Origin of the sequence: Curtobacterium sp. WHRI 8282, from assembly GCF_040223925.2 — a bacterium.
GTDB classification, from domain to species: Bacteria; Actinomycetota; Actinomycetes; order Actinomycetales; family Microbacteriaceae; genus Curtobacterium; species Curtobacterium flaccumfaciens.
Map to the genome: position 1 here is coordinate 733,653 of NZ_JBEHCD020000002.1, position 18,623 is coordinate 752,275.

General features: G+C 71.1%; 16 protein-coding genes. 1 reads left to right on the forward strand and 15 read right to left on the reverse strand.

Features of this window, described 5'->3' with window-relative positions:
* Window positions 1–10: 10 nt before the first annotated feature.
* Window positions 11–550 (forward strand): HdeD family acid-resistance protein, encoded by a 540-nt coding sequence (locus ABRP24_RS09740; protein WP_173033968.1) that lies wholly within the window; start codon window positions 11–13, stop codon window positions 548–550.
* A 23-nt stretch (window positions 551–573) separates the two neighbouring features.
* Here the strand turns inward: ABRP24_RS09740 and ABRP24_RS09745 are convergent, their stop codons facing one another.
* The 15 genes from ABRP24_RS09745 to ABRP24_RS09815 all read right to left on the reverse strand — a co-directional run bounded on the left by ABRP24_RS09745 (window position 574) and on the right by ABRP24_RS09815 (window position 18,554).
* Window positions 574–1,668 carry a VIT1/CCC1 transporter family protein gene (locus ABRP24_RS09745; RefSeq protein WP_027465716.1) on the reverse strand — a complete coding sequence of 365 codons (1,095 nt, stop codon included), beginning with the start codon at window positions 1,666–1,668 and terminating at the stop codon, window positions 574–576.
* A 130-nt stretch (window positions 1,669–1,798) separates the two neighbouring features.
* On the reverse strand, window positions 1,799–3,244 hold the full coding sequence (gene pyk / locus ABRP24_RS09750; RefSeq protein ID WP_017887208.1) for a pyruvate kinase: 1,446 nt from the start codon (window positions 3,242–3,244) through the stop codon (window positions 1,799–1,801).
* A gap of 179 nt (window positions 3,245–3,423) precedes the next feature.
* Entirely contained in the window at window positions 3,424–4,881 is a 1,458-nt protein-coding gene (locus ABRP24_RS09755; RefSeq protein ID WP_110858958.1) for a glutamate synthase subunit beta, read from the reverse strand.
* Entirely contained in the window at window positions 4,874–9,478 is a 4,605-nt protein-coding gene (gene gltB, locus ABRP24_RS09760) for a glutamate synthase large subunit (RefSeq protein WP_371836748.1), read from the reverse strand. The genes ABRP24_RS09755 and gltB overlap by 8 nt, the downstream gene beginning before the upstream one ends.
* 218 nt (window positions 9,479–9,696) lie before the next feature.
* A complete protein-coding gene (lgt, locus tag ABRP24_RS09765; RefSeq protein ID WP_349848618.1) occupies window positions 9,697–10,683 on the reverse strand; it encodes a prolipoprotein diacylglyceryl transferase in 987 nt (328 codons plus the stop codon).
* Between the two features lie 96 nt (window positions 10,684–10,779).
* Window positions 10,780–11,574 (reverse strand): tryptophan synthase subunit alpha, encoded by a 795-nt coding sequence (gene trpA / locus ABRP24_RS09770; protein WP_349848620.1) that lies wholly within the window; start codon window positions 11,572–11,574, stop codon window positions 10,780–10,782.
* Complete coding sequence (gene trpB / locus ABRP24_RS09775; protein ID WP_071244754.1) at window positions 11,571–12,785, reverse strand: tryptophan synthase subunit beta; 1,215 nt, start codon at window positions 12,783–12,785, stop codon at window positions 11,571–11,573. The genes trpA and trpB overlap by 4 nt, the downstream gene beginning before the upstream one ends.
* Window positions 12,786–12,912: 127 nt before the next feature.
* Window positions 12,913–13,698 carry an indole-3-glycerol phosphate synthase TrpC gene (gene trpC, locus ABRP24_RS09780; protein ID WP_301630504.1) on the reverse strand — a complete coding sequence of 262 codons (786 nt, stop codon included), beginning with the start codon at window positions 13,696–13,698 and terminating at the stop codon, window positions 12,913–12,915.
* A 19-nt stretch (window positions 13,699–13,717) separates the two neighbouring features.
* The gene (locus tag ABRP24_RS09785) at window positions 13,718–13,957 is read right to left on the reverse strand and encodes an HGxxPAAW family protein (protein ID WP_017887200.1); all 240 of its coding nucleotides are present in this window, start codon (window positions 13,955–13,957) and stop codon (window positions 13,718–13,720) included.
* Window positions 13,954–14,652, reverse strand: coding sequence for a Trp biosynthesis-associated membrane protein (locus ABRP24_RS09790; protein WP_349848623.1), 699 nt, complete (start codon window positions 14,650–14,652; stop codon window positions 13,954–13,956). The genes ABRP24_RS09785 and ABRP24_RS09790 overlap by 4 nt, the downstream gene beginning before the upstream one ends.
* A complete protein-coding gene (locus ABRP24_RS09795) occupies window positions 14,649–16,193 on the reverse strand; it encodes an anthranilate synthase component I (protein WP_138803567.1) in 1,545 nt (514 codons plus the stop codon). The genes ABRP24_RS09790 and ABRP24_RS09795 overlap by 4 nt, the downstream gene beginning before the upstream one ends.
* The gene (gene hisI, locus ABRP24_RS09800; protein ID WP_349848625.1) at window positions 16,190–16,588 is read right to left on the reverse strand and encodes a phosphoribosyl-AMP cyclohydrolase; all 399 of its coding nucleotides are present in this window, start codon (window positions 16,586–16,588) and stop codon (window positions 16,190–16,192) included. Before hisI ends, ABRP24_RS09795 begins: the two co-directional genes overlap by 4 nt.
* Window positions 16,589–16,613: 25 nt before the next feature.
* Window positions 16,614–17,384, reverse strand: a complete 771-nt coding sequence (gene hisF, locus ABRP24_RS09805; RefSeq protein WP_111056405.1) for an imidazole glycerol phosphate synthase subunit HisF — start codon at window positions 17,382–17,384, stop codon at window positions 16,614–16,616.
* Window positions 17,381–18,220, reverse strand: coding sequence for an ATP phosphoribosyltransferase (hisG, locus tag ABRP24_RS09810; RefSeq protein ID WP_349848628.1), 840 nt, complete (start codon window positions 18,218–18,220; stop codon window positions 17,381–17,383). The genes hisF and hisG overlap by 4 nt, the downstream gene beginning before the upstream one ends.
* Before the next feature lie 70 nt (window positions 18,221–18,290).
* Entirely contained in the window at window positions 18,291–18,554 is a 264-nt protein-coding gene (locus ABRP24_RS09815) for a phosphoribosyl-ATP diphosphatase (RefSeq protein WP_111084162.1), read from the reverse strand.
* Between the last annotated feature and the right edge of the window lie 69 nt (window positions 18,555–18,623).

Genomic DNA, 18,623 nt, shown 5'->3' on the forward strand with positions numbered 1-18,623 from the left:
AGGAGCGCTCGTGGATTCTCGTGCCGTCAGGACGTTCCGGGTGTTCGTCGTCGTCACCGCCGTCGTCGCCATCGCACTGGGCATCGTGGCCATCGTCTGGCCCCGCCCGTCGCTCGTGCTCGTGGCGCTGCTGTTCGGCGTGTACCTCGTCGTGGCCGGGGCACTGCGCGTCTTCGCCGCGGTGCGGGGCCACGGCACTCGGCCGGTGTGGCGGTGGACGTCCGGCATCGTCGGCGGCCTGGTCGCGGTCGCGGGGCTCGTGACGCTGCTCGACCCGGCGATCCCGCTCGTCGTCTACGCCGTGCTCGCCGGGGTCGGGTTCCTGATCGAGGGGGTCGCCGCGATCGTCGGCGGCTTCGTCGGCCACCCGGGATCGTCTCGCGTCCCGACCGTCGTCAGCGGTGTGCTGTCGATCATCGGGGGCATCGTCGTGCTCGTCGCGCCCGGACTCGCGCTGACCGTCTTCATGGTCTTCGCCGGCATCGCGCTCATCGTCGTCGGGGCCGCTGCCCTGCTGCTCCTGCCGCCGCGCGCCGCCGTCCGCCGGTAGCCGCCACGCGCCGCCGTCCGCCGCTAGGCCGACCCGGTGCCGAACAGCAGCCCGAGTGCGTAGGTGACGATCGCCGCACCGAACCCGATGGCGAGCTGCCGGAAGGCGCGCTTGCCGGGAGACGCTCCGCTCAGCACGCCGACGACGGCACCGGTGCCGAGCAGGGCGATGCCCACTAGCCCGCCGGCCACCGCGATCGCCGGCCACCCCTGCATGCCGAACAGGAACGGCAGCACCGGGATGATCGCGCCCGAGGCGAAGAAGCAGAAGCTCGACACCGCGGCGCTCAGCCCGGTGCCGACCGCCTCGTGGTCGTCCGTGACCGCGGTCGAACCGGTCGCCGGCCGCCGCTCTCCGATGCCGGACAGCACCTGCGCGGCGTGCTCGGTCGCCTCGGCCTCGGACATCCCGCGCGCCCGGTAGACCAGGGCGAGCTCGTTCGCGTCGACGTCGAGGTCCGACACCGCCCTGCCTGCCTCGGGGTGCGGCGCCGACGCCTCGAGCAGCTCGCGCTGCGACCGGACGGAGACGTACTCCCCCGCCCCCATCGACAAGGCGCCGGCCAGCAGGCCGGCGATGCCGCTCAGCAGCACGAAGTGCCGGTCGGCACCGGAGGCGCTGATGCCGATGATGAGCGCCAGGTTGGACACCAGGCCGTCGTTCGCGCCGAACACCGCCGCCCGGAACGTGCCGGACAGCCGCATCCGGCCGCGGTTCGCGAGCCCGCGCACGACCTCGCCGTGGATCCGCTCGTCGGCGGCCATCCGCGCGGTCGCGTCCGAGTCGTCGGCGTACGGCGAGCGGTCCTCGGCGCGCTGCATGAGCGCGAGGACGAAGACCGACCCGAACCGCTTGGCCAGCACGGCGAGCACCCGGGTGCGCAGGCTCCCCCGCCGCGGCCGTCCGACGTCGTCGCCGAGCAGGTCGAGCCAGTGGTCGGCGTGCCGTCCCTCGGCCTCGGCCAGCGCGGCGAGGATCTCGCGCTCCTCGCCGGAACGGCGGGCGGCGAGGTTGCGGTACACGGCCGCCTCGGCACGTTCGTCGGCCAGGTAGCGACGCCAGCGGCGGACGTCGGCGCGCGGCGCCGGGGTGTCGGATCGGAGGCTCACAGCGACCATCCTGCCGCCTGCGGCCGACGTCCGCTCACCACCGGGGCCGTGGAGACGCGGCAGGGCGCGGACCGGAAGCGGTCGGCGCTGCTCGCACCGGGCCTCCAGTCCGCGCCCTGGTGGCGACGGATCCTCGGGATCAGTCCCGGACGTACGCCGGCGCGGCCTCGGCGTGGGCGTCGCCCACCCGGTGCACGCGCAGGTCGTTCGTCGAGCCCTCGATGCCGGGAGGGGAACCGGCCGTCACGATGACGCGGTCGCCGGGGGCGGCCAGGCCGTTCTCGAGGAGGACGTCGTCCACCTGCGAGAAGAGCTCGTCGGTGTGGGTCTTCCGCTCCACCAGGAACGAACGGACACCCCACGTGAGGGCCATCCGGCGGCGCGTGGCCTCGTTCGGAGTGAAGGCGATGATCGGCAGACCGTGGCGCAGGCGCGACATGCGGCGGGCCGAGTCGCCGGACTCGGTGAAGACGCAGAGGTACGACGCCTCGGTGAACTCGGCGATCTCGACGGCGGCGAGGGTGATCGCTCCGCCGAGGGTGCGCGGCTTGGTGCCGAGCGGGGCGATGCGCTCGAGGCCGTGGTCCTCGGTCGACTCGACGATGCGTGCCATGGTGCGGACGGTCTGCACCGGGTACTCACCGACGCTCGTCTCACCGGACAGCATGACCGCGTCGGCACCGTCGAGGACGGCGTTGGCGACGTCGGACGTCTCGGCGCGGGTGGGGATCGGCGACGAGATCATCGACTCGAGCATCTGCGTCGCCACGATGACCGGCTTCGCCATGCGGCGGGACAGCTCGACGGCGCGCTTCTGCACGATCGGGACGGCCTCGAGCGGGAGCTCGACGCCGAGGTCACCGCGGGCGACCATGATGCTGTCGAAGGCGTCGATGATCTCCTCGAGGGCGTCGACGGCCTGGGGCTTCTCGACCTTGGCGATGACCGGAAGGCGCTTGCCCTCTTCGTCCATGATCTCGTGGGCACGCACGACGTCGCTCGCGTTGCGCACGAACGACAGCGCGATGAGGTCGGCGCCCTGGCGGATGGCCCAGCGCAGGTCGGCCTCGTCCTTCTCGCTCAGCGCGGGGACGTTGACGGCGACACCGGGCAGGTTGATGCCCTTGTTGTTGGACACCGTGCCCGGGACGACGACCTCGGTGCGGACCCGCACGCCGTCGGTGTCGAGGACACGGAGGCGGACACGGCCGTCGTCGATGAGCAGCGGGTCACCGGGCTTGACGTCCTGCGGCAGGCCCTTGAACGTCGTGCCGCAGATCTCCTTCGAGCCGGGGACGTCCTCGGTCGTGATGGTGAAGATGTCACCGACCGCCAGGTCGTGCGGACCGTCGGCGAAGCGTGCCAGACGGATCTTCGGACCCTGCAGGTCCACGAGGATCGCGACGGGCTTGCCGAGTTCTTCGGCGGCACGACGGACGTTGACGTAGTTGGCCTCGTGGACGCTGTAGTCACCGTGGCTGAGGTTGAGGCGGGCGACGTCGACGCCCGCCTCGATGATCTCCTTGACGGTCTCGTAGTCCGACGTTGCCGGTCCGAGCGTCGAAACGATCTTTGCGCGTCTCAATGGATTCCTTCGTGGTGGTGGATGGAGCTTGGGTTTCCGCGCTGTGGGGCCGCGCGGAACGAAGCGAGGCCACCAGCACCCTACCGAGTGCTGGTGGCCTCATGCTCACGGGAGCGTGAGCATCTGGTGGAGACGGTCCGCCGTCTGGCGGCGGCCCGACATCTGGTGCGCGTCCGACATCAGACGGAGATCGCCCGGTCGGTCGCCTTGACCGGTGCCGGCAGGATCGTGGAGCCCTCGAGGTACTCGTCGACCTGTGCGGCCGCGGCACGGCCCTCGGCGATCGCCCACACGATGAGCGACTGCCCGCGACCCGCGTCGCCGGCGACGAACACGCCGGCCTCGTTGGTCGCGTAGTCGGCACGGCGGTCGAGCGCCCCGGAGACCGTGGTCGGCAGACCGAGCTGCGGCTCGATCGTGTCCGACTCGGGGCCGGTGAAGCCCATCGCGATGAGGACGAGGTCGGCCGGGATCTCCCGCTCGCTGCCCGCCTTCGGGACCCGTCGGCCGTCGAGGTACTCGGTCTCGGCGACCCGCAGTGCGCGGACCTCGCCGGCGTCGTTCGACAGGAACTCGACGGTGGAGGCGAGGAAGTGCCGCTCGCCGCCCTCTTCGTGGGCGCTCGTGATCTCGAACACGGTCGGGAACATCGGCCACGGCTGGTCGGACGGACGCTCGAGCGGCGGCTGCTTGCCGATGGCCAGGTTCGTCACGCTCAACGCGCCCTGGCGGTGGGCGGTACCGATGCAGTCCGCGCCGGTGTCGCCGCCGCCGATGACGACGACGTGCTTGCCCTCGGCCGTGATCTGGTTGTCGACCGTCGTGCCCGCGTTCGCCTTGTTCTGCTGGACCAGGTAGTCCATGGCGAAGTGCACGCCCTCGAGGTCGCGCCCCGGGATCGGCAGGTCGCGCGGCACCGTGGCACCGGTGGCGACGACGACCGCGTCGTAGCGCGACTTCAGGTCGTCCCAGGTGATGTCCCTGCCGATCTCGACCCCGGCACGGAACCGGGTGCCCTCGGCCTGCATCTGGGCGAGGCGCGCGTCGATCTGGCGCTTCTCCATCTTGAAGTCCGGGATGCCGTAGCGGAGCAGGCCGCCGATGCGGTCGTCCCGCTCGTAGACGGCGACCGTGTGGCCGGCACGCGTGAGCTGCTGCGCGGCGGCGAGTCCGGCGGGGCCGGAGCCCACGACGGCGACGGTCTTGCCCGTCAGGCGCTCCGGCGGGTGCGGGGTGACCCAGCCGTTCTGGAACGCCTGGTCGATGATCGAGACCTCGACCTGCTTGATCGTCACCGGGGGCTGGTTGATGCCGAGCACGCACGACGACTCACACGGGGCGGGGCAGAGCCGGCCCGTGAACTCCGGGAAGTTGTTCGTCTCGTGCAGGCGCTCGATCGCCTGTCGGCCCTCACCGCGCCAGGTCAGGTCGTTCCACTCCGGGATCAGGTTGCCGAGCGGGCAGCCCTGGTGGCAGAACGGCACGCCGCAGTCCATGCAGCGGCCGGCCTGGCGCTTCAGGACACCGGACTCCTGCTGCTCGTAGACCTCTTTCCAGTCCATGAGCCGCACGGGCACGGGTCGCCGGGGCGGGAGTTCGCGTTCCTGGACCTTCAGGAATCCCTTGGGGTCAGCCACCGGTCACCTCCATGATCCTGTTCCAAACGATGTCACCGTCGGGGTCGAGCCCCTCGTCGACGGCCTGTCTGCGCGTCTCGAGCACCGCCGCGTAGTCGCGCGGCAGCACCTTGACGAAGTCGCTCAGGTCTCCGGACGCCAGCAGGTCGGACGCGAGCGTCGACCCCGTCTCGTCGGCGTGCCGGGTGAGCAGGTCGGTGACGATCTCGACGTCGGCGCTGTCGAGCGCCTCGAGCCGGAGTTCGCCGGACGCCAGGGCGTCGGTGTTGACGTGCTCCTCGCGGAGCCCACGGACGTACGCCGTGCCGCCGGACATGCCGGCACCGAGGTTCCGGCCGGTCTCGCCGAGGATGAGCGCGAGCCCGCCCGTCATGTACTCGAGCGCGTGGTCGCCCACACCCTCGACGACGGCCGTGGCGCCGGAGTTCCGCACCAGGAACCGCTCGCCCACGATGCCGCGGATGAACATGCTGCCCTGGGTGGCGCCGTACCCGATGACGTTGCCGGCGATGACGTTCTCGGCGGGGTCGAAGCCCGAACCGGCGTCGGGGCGGACGACGATCTGGCCGCCCGAGAGCCCCTTGCCGACGTAGTCGTTGCTGTCGCCGATGAGCCGCAGCGTGATGCCCGCCGGCAGGAACGCGCCGAGCGACTGCCCGGCGGAACCGCGCAGCGTCACGTCGATCGAACCGTTCGGCAGACCGTGTTCGCCGTGCCGCAGGGTCACCTGGTGGCCGAGCATGGTGCCGACGGCGCGTTCGGTGTTGCGGATGGGCAGGTCGAGCGCGATCGAACCGCCGTGGTCGAGCACGTCCGCGGTCTGCTGGATGAGCTGCACGTCGAAGTGCTGGTCCAGCTCGTGGTCCTGCTCGCGGTGGTGGCGGCGCGGTTCGGCGTCGTCGAAGTGCGGTCCCTTGAGCACGGGCGCGAGGTCGAGCCCTGAGGCCTTCCAGTGCTCGACGGCACGGTCGACGTCGAGCGCGTCGGTCTGCCCGATGGCCTCGTCGAGGCTGCGGAAGCCGAGCTCGGCGAGGAGCTCGCGGACCTCCTGCGCGATGAACTCGAAGAAGTTCACGACGAACTCGGGCTTGCCGGAGAACCGCTTGCGGAGCTCGGGGTTCTGCGTGGCGACGCCGACCGGGCAGGTGTCCAGGTGGCAGACGCGCATCAGGATGCAGCCCTCGACCACGAGCGGCGCGGTCGCGAAGCCGTACTCCTCGGCACCGAGCAACGCGGCCACGACGACGTCGCGCCCGGTCTTCATCTGCCCGTCCACCTGCACGACGACGCGGTCGCGCATGCCGTTCAGCATGAGCGTCTGCTGGGTCTCGGCCAGGCCGATCTCCCACGGGGTGCCGGCGTGCTTGAGCGAGTTCAGCGGGCTCGCGCCGGTGCCGCCGTCGTGGCCGGACACGAGCACGACGTCGGCCAGGGCCTTCGTCACACCGGCCGCGACCGCACCGATGCCGGACTGGCTCACGAGCTTCACGTGGACGCGGGCGGCCGGGTTGGCGCGCTTGACGTCGAAGATCAGCTGCTTGAGGTCCTCGATGGAGTAGATGTCGTGGTGCGGCGGCGGCGAGATGAGGCCGACGCCCGCGGTGGCGTGCCGGGTGCGGGCCACCCACGGGTAGACCTTCGCCGGGGGCAGCTGACCGCCCTCGCCGGGCTTCGCGCCCTGCGCCATCTTGAGCTGGATGTCGGTGGCGTGCGTGAGGTACATGCTCGTCACGCCGAACCGGCCGGAGGCGACCTGCTTGATCGCGCTGCGGCGCTCGGGGTCGAGGAGCCGGTCGACGTCCTCGCCGCCCTCACCCGTGTTCGATCGGCCACCGAGCCGGTTCATCGCGATGGCGAGCGTCTCGTGGGCCTCCTTCGAGATGGACCCGTAGGACATCGCACCGGTGTTGAACCGCTTGACGATCGACTCGATCGACTCGACCTCGTCGAGCGCGATGGGCTTCCGGGCGCCCTGCTTGAACCGGAACAGCCCGCGGAGCGTCATGAGCTGCTCGGACTGGTCGTCCACGGCGCTCGAGTACTCGCGGAAGATGTCGTACCGGCGGGCACGCGTGGCGTGCTGCAGGCGGAACACCGTGTCCGGGTTGAACAGGTGCGGCGGGCCCTGACGGCGCCACTGGTACTCGCCACCGATCTGCAGCCGCTCGTGGGAGAGCACGGCACCGTCCTGCGGGTACGCCTGGGCGTGCCGCTCGGCGTTCTCCTTGGCGATGACGTCGATGTCGACGCCGCCCAGGATCGACGAGGTGCCCGTGAAGTACCTGTCGACGAACTCCTGGCTGAGCCCGACGGCCTCGAACGCCTGCGCACCGGCGTAGCTGGACACCGTGGAGATGCCCATCTTCGACATGATCTTCAGCACGCCCTTGCCGAGCGCCTTGATGACGTTCTTGACGGCCTGCTCCGGGGTGATCCCGGGGATCATGCCGGCGCGGACCAGGTTCTCGCAGGTCTCCATCGCCAGGTACGGGTTGATCGCCGAGGCGCCGTACCCGATGAGGGTCGCCACGTGGTGGACCTCGCGCACGTCGCCGGCCTCGACGATGAGCCCGACCTTCATGCGCTGCTCGGTGCGGATCAGGTGGTGGTGGACCGCGGCGAGGAGCAGGAGGCTCGGCACCGGTGCCTGCTCGGAGTTGCCGTCGCGGTCGGACAGCACGATGAACTGCTTGCCGGACTCGATCGCGGCGTCGACCTCGTCGCACACGGCGGCGATGCGCTTCTGCATCGCCTTCTCACCGGCGTCGACGCGGTACAGGCCCTTGATCGTGACGGTCAGGTGGCGACCCGACTCGGTCTCGAAATGCTGGACTTTGGCGAGCTGGTCGTTGTCGATCACCGGGAAGTCGAGCGTGATCTGCTTCGCGTGCTCGGGACCGGCGGAGAGCAGGTTGCGCTCCGGACCGAGCCCCATCCCCATCGAGGTGATGACCTGCTCACGGATCGAGTCGAGCGGCGGGTTGGTCACCTGCGCGAACTGCTGCGTGAAGTAGTCGAAGAGCAGTCGCGGACGCTCCGACAGCACGGCGATCGGGGTGTCCGAGCCCATCGCACCGAGGGGTTCGGCCCCCGCTGCCGCCATCGGGCGCAGCAGTATCCGGACCTCTTCTTCGGTGTACCCGAACGCGCGCTGCCGGCGGGTGACCGAGGCCGGGGTGTGCACGATGTGCTCGCGCTCCGGCAGGTCGTTGAGGTTGATGCGGCCGGCTTCGAGCCAGTCGCCCCAGGGACCCGAGGCGGCGAGTTCGCGCTTGACCTCGTCGTCCTCGATGATGCGGCCGGCCTCGGTGTCCACCAGGAACATCCGGCCCGGACGCAGGCGCCCCTTGCGCACGACCTTGGCGGCCGGCACGTCGATGACCCCGGTCTCGGAGCCCATCACGATGAGGCCGTCGTCCGTGACCAGGAAGCGTCCGGGGCGCAGGCCGTTGCGGTCGAGGGTGGCGCCGACGAGCGAGCCGTCGGTGAAGGTGATCGCGGCGGGGCCGTCCCACGGCTCCATGAGCATCGAGTGGTACTCGTAGAACGCGCGGAGGTCCGGGTCCATCCCGACCTGGTTCTCCCACGCCTCTGGAACCATCATCGACACGGCGTGCGGCAGGGTCCGGCCGGTCAGGGTCAGCAGCTCGAGGACCTCGTCGAACGAGGCCGAGTCGCTCGCCCCCGGGCTCACGATGGGCAGGAGCGGGGCCATGTCGCCGAGCAGTTCGCTCTCGAGCTGCGACTGGCGGGCGCGCATCCAGTTGCGGTTGCCGCGCACGGTGTTGATCTCACCGTTGTGGGCGATCGTCCGGAACGGCTGCGCGAGCGGCCACGACGGGAACGTGTTGGTGGAGTAGCGCGAGTGCACGATCGCGAGCTTCGACGCGAAGCGCTCGTCGCTGAGGTCCGGGTAGAACGGCTCGAGCTGCAGCGTCGTGACCATGCCCTTGTAGACCATGGTGCGGCTCGACAGCGACACGAAGTACAGGTCGTTGTCGTGCTCGGCGCGCTTGCGGAGCCGGAAGGCCTGGCGGTCCAGCGCGATGCCGCTCCACGAGGCACCGTGCACGTCGTGCCGGATGGAGGCGACGAACAGCTGCTCGAACGCCGGCATCGCGGCACGGGCGAGCGTTCCGAGGACCTCCGGACGCACCGGGACCTCGCGCCACCCGAGGACCTTCAGGCCCTCTTCGCGGGCGAGCCGCTCGACGGCACCCTTCACCGCGTGGCGCGCGTCGTCGTCCAGGGGCAGGTAGGCGGTACCGACGGCGTACTCCCCCGCGGCCGGCAGCTCGAAGGGCACGACGGCCCGGAGGAACTCGTCGGGCACCTGGCACAGGATGCCCGCGCCGTCACCGGTGCCCGCGTCGGAGCCCACGGCACCGCGGTGCTCGAGGTTCCGGAGCGCACCGAGCGCCGCGTCGACGATGTCGTGACCGGGTGTGCCGCGCAGGGTCGCGACCATCGCGAGTCCGCAGGCGTCCTTCTCGTTCGCCGGGTCGTACATGCCCGTGGCGTCCGGGATCGCGGAGAAGCGGCGGTGCGGCGGCACGAGGCTCGTCGGTGCCGAGGGCTGGGTTGGCTGGAGCGCCATGGGGAACCGTCCTCACGAGGAAGTGGAACAGGGACAGCGGTGGCCCGGTGGTGCGTTCCGCCCGAGCGGGCGGGACTGGTGCCCGTGCCCGCCGTCAGTGAGTTGCCCTGCCGGCCGGCGAGGTTGCTGGGCCCCGCTTGTGGCGGAGACCGTCTGGTGCTGCTGCTGGTGCTGCACGTGACCGGTGGTCGTCGGGAGCGGGTGCTCCCACCACGGGATCAGCGAGTGGTCGTGACCGGTTCGTCGCTCGAGACGCCGTCTGCTGCGTCGTCGTCGTGCTCCGAGAAGGTGTCCTCGGAGTCTACAACGGAGGTCGGACGGGGCCCGCGACCCGGCAGGTACGGGCTCGGCTCCTTGCCGGTGTGCCGGCGGCTCTGCACCACGAAGATCAGGATGCCGATGACGACCGCGGCGAGGGCCACCCACACGTTGGTGCGGACCCCGAAGAAGGTCTCGCTCGTGTCGACGCGGATGGACTCGAGCACCGAGCGTCCGGCGCCGTACCAGATCAGGTACAGGCCGAGGACCTTGCCCCACTGCAGCGTGAACTTGCGCGCGAGGAACAGGATGACGACGACACCGAGGACGTTCCAGATGATCTCGTAGAGGAACGTCGGGTGGAACAAGGTGCCCTCGGGCAGACCCTTCGGGAACGCGGCGTTGCTCGAGTCGATCTCGAGGCCCCAGGGAAGGCTCGTCGGCATGCCGAAGAGTTCCTGGTTGAAGTAGTTGCCCAGGCGGCCGAACGCCTGTGCGAGCAGGACGCCCGGAACTACGGCGTCGATGAACGACGTGAAGCGCAGGCCCACCTGGCGGCAGCCGATCCACGCGCCGACCGACCCGAGGATGAGCGCGCCGAAGATGGCGAGCCCGCCCTCCCAGATGTACAGGAAGGACAGCGGGTCGATGCCGGGGCCGAAGTAGTCGGACACGTGGGTGAACACGTGGAAGAGGCGACCGCCGATGATGCCGGCGGGCACGGCCCAGATCGCGATGTCGATGATGATCCAGCGCTCGACGCCGCGGGCGTTGAGTCGGCGGTTCGCCAGGACGACCGCGGCCACGATCCCGATCAGGATGCAGATCGCGTACGCGTGGATGCGGAAGTCGAGGGGCAGCGACCAGCCGAACGCGTCGCGCAGCCAGGCGGTCAGGTCGAAGTACTGCCAGGCGGTGCTCGGGCTCGGGATGCTCAGGAGGGGCATGGAGGTGCTGTCGCCTTTCGGAACTGACGGGGCGCGGTCGACGTGGCGTCGGCCTCGCTCACTGTAGCGCGGGTCGCGGGCCCGACAGGAACTGGACTAGCGGCGGCGGGCGCCGGTGGCGAGGTCGGCGGCACGGTCGGCCACACCCTGCACACCGAGGTCGGCCAGCGCGCGGACGAACGCGGACCCGACGATGGCGCCATCGGCGTACTCGAGCACCTCGCCGACCTGCTCGGCCGTCGAGATCCCGAGACCCACGCAGGTGCGCTCGACCCCGGCGTCGCGCAGACGCGACACCACCGTGCGTGCGGCGACGTCGACGCCGGCCCGGGCACCGGTCACACCCATCGTCGAGACGGCGTAGACGAACCCACGGCTGGCCTCGACCGCCTGGCGCATGCGCTCGTCCGACGAGGACGGTGCGGCGAGGAAGACCCGGTCGAGCCCGGTGCGCTCGGAGGCCTCGGTCCACGCGGAGGCCTCGTCGGGGATGAGGTCGGGCGTGATGAGGCCGGCGGCTCCGGCGGCGACGAGGTCGTCGGCGAAGCGGTCCACGCCGTAGCGCAGCACCGGGTTCCAGTACGTCATGACGAGCACCGGCACGTCGGCCCGCTCGGTGATCTGCTGCACGGCGTCGAAGACCTGTGCGACCCGGAAGCCGTTCGCCAGGCTCTCCTCGGCCGCCCGCTGGATCACGGGGCCGTCCATCACCGGGTCGGAGTACGGCAGGCCGAACTCGATGACGTCCACGCCGTTCTCGGCGAGGGCGACGGCGGCGTCGACGCTGGTCTGCAGGTTGGGGTACCCGGCGGGCAGGTAGCCGACGACGGCTCCGGCGCGCTCGGCGTTGGCGGTGTCGATCGTCGTGGCGACGGTCCGGTTCGTGATCACAGCTGCACCGCGTTCTCGTCGAGGATGCCGAAGTAGCGACTGGCGGACGCGACGTCCTTGTCGCCCCGGCCGGACAGGTTCACGAGCACGACGCCCTCGGGGCCGAGCTCCTTGCCGAGCTTCATGGCACCGGCGAGGGCGTGGGACGACTCGATCGCCGGGATGATCCCCTCGGTCTGGCTCAGCAGGCGGAACGCCTCCATCGCCTCGGTGTCGGTGATCGGCTGGTACTTCGCGCGGCCGATCGACGCCAGGTACGCGTGCTCCGGTCCGACGCTCGGGTAGTCGAGTCCGGCGGAGATGCTGTGGCTCTCGATCGTCTGGCCGTCCTCGTCCTGCATCAGGTACGACTTCGCGCCCTGCAGCACGCCCTCGCGACCGAGCGTGATGCTCGCCGCGTGCCGACCGGTCTCGACGCCGTCGCCGCCGGCCTCGAAGCCGTGCAGTGCGACGGACTCGTCGTCGAGGAACGCCTCGAAGATGCCCATCGCGTTCGATCCGCCGCCGACGCAGGCCGCGACGGCGTCCGGCAGGCGCCCGACGCGGTCGAGGACCTGCTGGCGCGCTTCCTCGCCGATGACCTTGTGGAACTCGCGCACCATCTCGGGGAACGGGTGCGGACCGGCGACCGTGCCGAGCAGGTAGTGCGTCGACTCGACGTTGGCGACCCAGTCGCGCAGGGCGTCGTTGATGGCGTCCTTCAGGGTGCGCGAACCGGTCTCGACGGGGATCACCTCGGCGCCGAGCAGGCGCATCCGCGCCACGTTGAGGGCCTGTCGCTCGGTGTCCACGGCGCCCATGTAGACGACGCACTCCATGCCGAACAGTGCGGCAGCGGTCGCGGTGGCGACGCCGTGCTGGCCGGCACCGGTCTCGGCGATCAGGCGGGTCTTGCCGAGCCGACGGGCGACGAGGGCCTGGCCGAGGACGTTGTTGATCTTGTGGGACCCGGTGTGGTTCAGGTCCTCGCGCTTCAGGATCACCCGGGCACCACCGGCGTGCTTCGCGAACCGCGGCACCTCGGTGATGATCGACGGGCGCCCGGTGTAGTCGCGCTGCAGCTCGTCGAGCTCCGCACGGAACGCCGGGTCCGCCCAAGCCTGACGGAAGGCGGCCTCGAGCTCGTCGAGCGCGAGGACGAGGGACTCGGGGACGAAGCGTCCGCCGAAGTCACCGAAGTAGGGGCCGTGCAGGTCGCGGAGTGAGGTCACGATGTGTCTCCCGGGACGAGTCCGACGCGGCCGGTGGGCCGCGTCGGACGGGTGGAACGTGCGGCCGCGGTCGGCGGCCTCGATGCGTGGGCGGTCCGGGCCGCTGGTCAGCGGCCCGGTGGGCCGGTCAGGCCTGGTCGGCGGCGTCGACGAACGACGCCAGAGTCGCGGCGGGGTCGTCACCCGTCACGAGCGCTTCGCCGACCAGCACGACGTCGGCACCGGCTGCCCGGTAGTGGGCGACGTCGGCCGGACCGGAGACCGCGGACTCGGCGACCCGCACGACCCCGGTGGGGATGCGGTCGGCGAGCGACCCGAACAGGTCGCGGTCGAGCGAGAAGTCGGTCAGGTCACGGGCGTTGACGCCGAGGATGCGGGCGCCGGCGTCGAGGCCACGCGTGACCTCGTCACCGGAGTGCGCCTCGACCAGCACGCGCATGCCGAGTTCTTCGGCCAGGGTGTGCAGTTCGACCAGGCGGGCCTGGTCGAGCGCCGCCACGATGAGCAGCACGACGTCGGCTCCGGACGCCCGGGCCTCGATCACCTGGTACGGGTCGGCGATGAAGTCCTTGCGGAGCACGGGGACCCCGACGCGGGCCTTCACGGCTTCGAGGTCGGCGAGGCTGCCGAGGAACTTGCGGCCCTCGGTCAGGACGCTGATCGTCGAGGCCCCGCCACGCTCGTAGTCGGCGGCGAGGGCAGCCGGGTCGGCGATCGCGGCCATCGACCCGCGGGACGGGCTGGCTCGCTTGACCTCGGCGATGATCTTCACCCGGTCGCCCGGGCTGAGGAACGCGAGGGCGTCGAGCGGCGACGCCACCCGGTCGAGGTCGCGTTCGACGTCCGAGTACGGACGGTCGACACGACGGGCGGCGGCGTCCTCGAGCGCGCCCGCGACGAGGGTCTCGAGCACGTTCGGCATCGGGAGACCCCTACTCGCCGTGGTGCTTGGGGACGAACTTCGGACCGTCGACGCCGTAGCCGGCCTTCTTCATCACGCCACCGACGATGAGGCCGATGAGGACGACGCCAGCGGAGGCCCAGACGCCCCACGGCTGGTCGAACCAGAAGAACAGCGTGCCTGCCGCGAATCCGATCAGCATGATCACGACGGCGGTCCAGGCGGCCGGCGAGTGGCCTTCGCCGAGTTCTGCGGGCTCAGTGTTGCTCACGGTGCTCCTCGTTCTGCTCCGGCGTCGTCGGTCGAGCGACGCCCTGTCGATCCTACCGTGTCGTCACTCGGCGCCCCCGCGCCCGCGCCGTCGGCGGTGGTCGGGTCCACGCCCGCGCTCAGGTCGTCCCAGTCGACGACCGCGTCGCGCTGGACGGGTGCTGCCGCGCGTGCCGCCGCGGCGGCTCCGGCGGTCGCGGCGCCGTACTTCCGGCTCGGGCCGGGCCAGGCGCGCTGGACCACGATGACGACCACGCCGAGCAGCACGGCGAGGACGCCGCCCGCGATCCCGACGGCGGGCCACGGGCTCACGGAGACGCTCGACACGACACCGCGGACGGCGCCGAGGTCACTGACCCCGGCGACCTCGCCGACGGCACCGCGTGCAGCGGCGATCGGGTCACGGAGTGCGTTGATCCCGCTGACGACGACCCCGAGGCCGAGCAGGATCTCGACGGCGGCGAGCACGATGCGCAGCACCCGTCCGGCGATGGTCATCGCCAGGAAGAGCGCGAGGCTCGCGATCGCCAGCGCCGTGTACTGCGGCACGACCGCCGCCCCATCGGCCGAGACCGTCGAGGTGACGGCGGCGCCCGCGTGCAGGCGCACGGTGAACCAGGTCTGGGTCCAGGCGAGCATGATGACGCCGGCGACCAGGAGCCCGGCGACGACCACGATCGGACGCGAGCGCTTCACGAGCGGACCTCGCGCATCCGGTTGGCCGTGGCGACGGCACGCAGCGGGGCGGCGGCCTTGTTGACCGCCTCGACGTGCTCGGTCTCCGGGTCGGAGTCCGCGACGAGTCCAGCACCGGCCTGCACGCGGGCGACGCCGTCCTTGATCAGGGCGGTGCGGATCGCGATCGCCAGGTCGGCGTCACCGGCGAAGTCGAAGTACCCGACGACACCGGCGTACGCACCGCGCTTCGCCGGCTCGAGCTCGTCGATGATCTCGAGCGCACGCGGCTTCGGTGCACCCGAGAGCGTGCCGGCCGGGAACGTTGCCCGGAACACGTCGATCGCCGAGGCGTCGGGACGCACCCGCCCCTCGACGCTCGACACCAGGTGCATGATGTGGCTGAACCGCTCGACGGTCATGAACTCGGTGACGCTGACGGTGCCCGGCTCGCACACCTTCTGCAGGTCGTTGCGGGCGAGGTCGACGAGCATCAGGTGCTCGGCGCGCTCCTTCGGGTCGCCGAGCAGGTCCTCGCCGAGGTGGACGTCCGCTTCCGGGGTCGCACCACGCGGGCGGGACCCGGCGATCGGGTGCGTGATGGCGCGGTCGCCCTGCACCTTGACCAGAGCCTCTGGTGAAGCGCCGACGATCCAGAACCGCTCGTCGGCGGTGTCCGCGAGGGCGAGGAAGTACATGTACGGGCTCGGGTTCAGTGTCCGGAGCACCCGGTAGACGTCGAGCGGGTCGGCCGTGACCTCGTGGTCGAACCGCTGCGAGATGACGACCTGGAACACGTCACCGTCGCGGATGAAGCCCTTCGAGCGCTCGACGGACGCCATGTAGTCGGCCGGGCTCGTGCGGTGGGTCGGGGTCGGCTCGGCGATCTCGAACGCCTCGGCGACGGTCGCGACGCTCGGCTGCACCAGGTCGCCCTGCATGCGGTCGAGGCGCTGCTGCGCGTCCGCCCAGAGGGTGTCCGCGTCGTCGGTGCCGTCGTTCAGCACGCTCGCGACGAGCAGCACGAGACCGGTGCGGTGGTCGAGCGCGGCGAGTTCGGAGACGAACGACAGCGCCTGTCCGGGGACGTCGAAGTCGGCCGGCGGCACGTTCGGCAGGTGCTCGAGCTGGCGCACGGCCTCCCACCCGATGAAGCCGACGGTGCCGCCGACGAGGGGCGGCGAGCCGGGCACGCGGGGCGTCGCCCAGCGCTCGTGCAACCGTGCGAGGACCTCGAGGGGGGCGCCGTCGAGCGACCCGACGGCGCGCTCGGCGTCGATCCCGGTGTCGATCCAGGCCGCTCGGTCGCCGTCCTGCGTCAGGACGCCGAAGCTCCGCACACCGACGAACGACCAGCGTGACCACAGGCCGCCCTGACCGGCGGACTCGAGCAGGAAGGACCCGGGGCGGCCGTCGGCGAGCTTGCGGTAGACGCCGACCGGCGTCTCGCTGTCGCCGTACAGCGCGCGGACGACCGGCAGGACGCGGTGGTCGCCGAGCAGGCCGTCGAACTCCGGTCGGGAGGTCGTGTGCGGGGTCTCGGAGATCGTCGCGGTGGTCATCGGGTCGGCTCCACGGCCGTGTCCGCCGGGGCAGACATGGTCACGGGCGCGAGCGGGTCGACGTCGAAGCACCGGTGCGCACCGGTGTGGCACGCCGCCCCGACCTGGTGCACCGTGACGAGGAGCGTGTCGTCGTCGCAGTCCAGCGCGGCACCACGGACGTACTGGGCGTGTCCCGACGTGTCGCCCTTCCGCCAGTACTCGTTCCGCGACCGCGACCAGAAGGTCACACGGCCTTCGGTGAGGGTGCGGCGGAGGGCTTCCCGGTCCATGTAGCCGAGCATGAGGACGTCCTTCGACGATTCCTCCTGCACGATGGCGGGGAGCAGGCCGTCCGCACCGAAGTGTGCGCGGTCGAGGACCGCCTCGGTGTCGGTGCTGGTGCTGTCGGTCATGAGGCTCCTAGCCTACGGCGGCGGATCAGCGGACGGTGTGGCCGGTCGCGCGGAGCGCGGCCTTCACGTCCCCCACGGTCATCTCGCCACGGTGGAAGACACTGGCGGCGAGGACCGCATCCGCTCCCGCGTCGACGGCCGGGGCGAAGTGCTCGACGCGACCCGCGCCTCCCGAGGCGATCACCGGGACGGACGAGACGGCGCGCACCGCGGCCACCAGTTCGAGGTCGAACCCGTTCTTCGTGCCGTCGGCGTCGATGGAGTTGACGAGCAGTTCCCCCGCGCCGCGCTCGACGGCCTCGCGTGCCCACGCGATGGCGTCGAGGTCGGACTCGGTCCGCCCGCCGTGGGTGGTGACCACGAAGCCCGATGGCATCCGGTCGGATCGCTTGACGTCGAGCGACAGCACGACGGCCTGGGCACCGAACCGGTCGGCGATCTCGCCGATGAGCTCGTGCCGGGCGATCGCTGCGCTGTTCACGCCGATCTTGTCCGCGCCGCACTGCTGCAGGCGCGAGACGTCGTCGACGCTGCGCACCCCACCACCGACGGTGAGCGGGATGAAGACCTGCTCGGCCGTCCGGGTCACGGTGTCGTACATCGTCGCCCGGTTCTCGACCGTGGCGCCGACGTCGAGGAAGGTCAGCTCGTCGGCACCCTGCTCGTAGTACCGAGCCGCGAGCTCGACGGGGTCACCGGCGTCCTGGAGGTCCAGGAAGTTGACGCCCTTGACGACGCGGCCGCCCTTGACGTCGAGGCACGGGATGACCCGGACCGACACGCCACCGGCGGTCACAGGCGTGCCGCGTGGATCGGGCTGACGAGGATCGCCCGGGCGCCGAGGTCGTAGAGCGCGTCCATGATGAGGTTCGCGTCGTCGCGCGGGATCATCACGCGGACGGCCGCCCAGTCGCGGTCGTGCAGCGGCGACACGGTGGGCGACTCGATGCCGGACGCCACCGCCGTCGCCTGCTCGAGCAGGGCCGTGGGGACGTCGTAGTCGAGCATCACGTAGCCACGGGCGACGAGCACGCCCTGCAGGCGTCGGCGGAGCACGTCGATGCCGGGGATGGTCTCGTCGGTGGAGACGAGCACCGCGGTCGACTCGAGGATCACCGGGCCGAAGATCTCGAGGCCCGCCTGCCGGAGCGTGCTGCCCGTCGACACGACGTCGGCCACGGCGTCGGCGACCCCGAGCCGGACGGCGCTCTCGACCGCGCCGTCGAGCTTCACGAGCGTGGAGCTGACCCCGTGCTCGGCGAGGAACGCACCGACCAGTCCGGGGTAGCTCGTGGCCACCCGCACGCCGTCGAGGTCCTCCAGCGAGGCGAACCGACCCGGGGTGCCGGCGAACCGGAAGGTGGAGTCGGCGAAGCCGAGCGCGTCGACCTCGTGCGCCTCGGACCCGGAGTCGAGCAGCAGGTCGCGGCCGGTGATGCCGACGTCGAGTGCGCCGGAGCCGACGTAGGTCGCGATGTCCCGCGGGCGGAGGAAGAAGAACTCGACGCCGTTGCGCTCGTCGAGCAGGTGCAGCGCCTTCGGGTCGCGGCGACCGGCGTACCCGGCCTCGCGCAGCATGTCGGACGCGGTCTCGGACAGGGAGCCCTTGTTGGGCACGGCGATGCGGAGCATCAGGGGGTCTGCTTTCTGGTCGGGGTCGTGGCGGATCGAGGTCGGTGCGCGGGCGGTGCCCGAGCGCGTCCTACAGATGTCGCCAGATGTCCGCCGGGGACAGCCCCTTCGCGACCATGAGGACCTGCAGGTGGTACACGAGCTGCGAGATCTCCTCCGAGGTGCGCTCGTCGCCCTCGTACTCGGCCGCCATCCAGACCTCGGCCGCTTCTTCCACGATCTTCTTGCCGATCTGGTGCACGCCGGCGTCCAGTTCGGCGACGGTGCCGGAGCCCTCGGGGCGCGTGCGCGCCTTCTCGGTGAGCTCCTGGAACAGGTCGTCGAACGTCTTCACGGGGTCCAGGCTACCGGTCTCCGCCGACGCTGCCGACGCACCGTCCGGACGGGAGGCAGTGGTCGCCTC

Coding starts and splice junctions, on each gene's coding strand:
- gltB (WP_371836748.1), bottom strand. CDS start 9,478: ATGGCGCTCCAGCCAACCCAGCCCTCGGCACCGACGAGCCTCGTGCCG.
- lgt (WP_349848618.1), bottom strand. CDS start 10,683: ATGCCCCTCCTGAGCATCCCGAGCCCGAGCACCGCCTGGCAGTACTTC.
- hisI (WP_349848625.1), bottom strand. CDS start 16,588: ATGACCGACAGCACCAGCACCGACACCGAGGCGGTCCTCGACCGCGCA.
- ABRP24_RS09795 (WP_138803567.1), bottom strand. CDS start 16,193: ATGACCACCGCGACGATCTCCGAGACCCCGCACACGACCTCCCGACCG.
- hisG (WP_349848628.1), bottom strand. CDS start 18,220: ATGCTCCGCATCGCCGTGCCCAACAAGGGCTCCCTGTCCGAGACCGCG.
- ABRP24_RS09745 (WP_027465716.1), bottom strand. CDS start 1,668: ATGGTCGCTGTGAGCCTCCGATCCGACACCCCGGCGCCGCGCGCCGAC.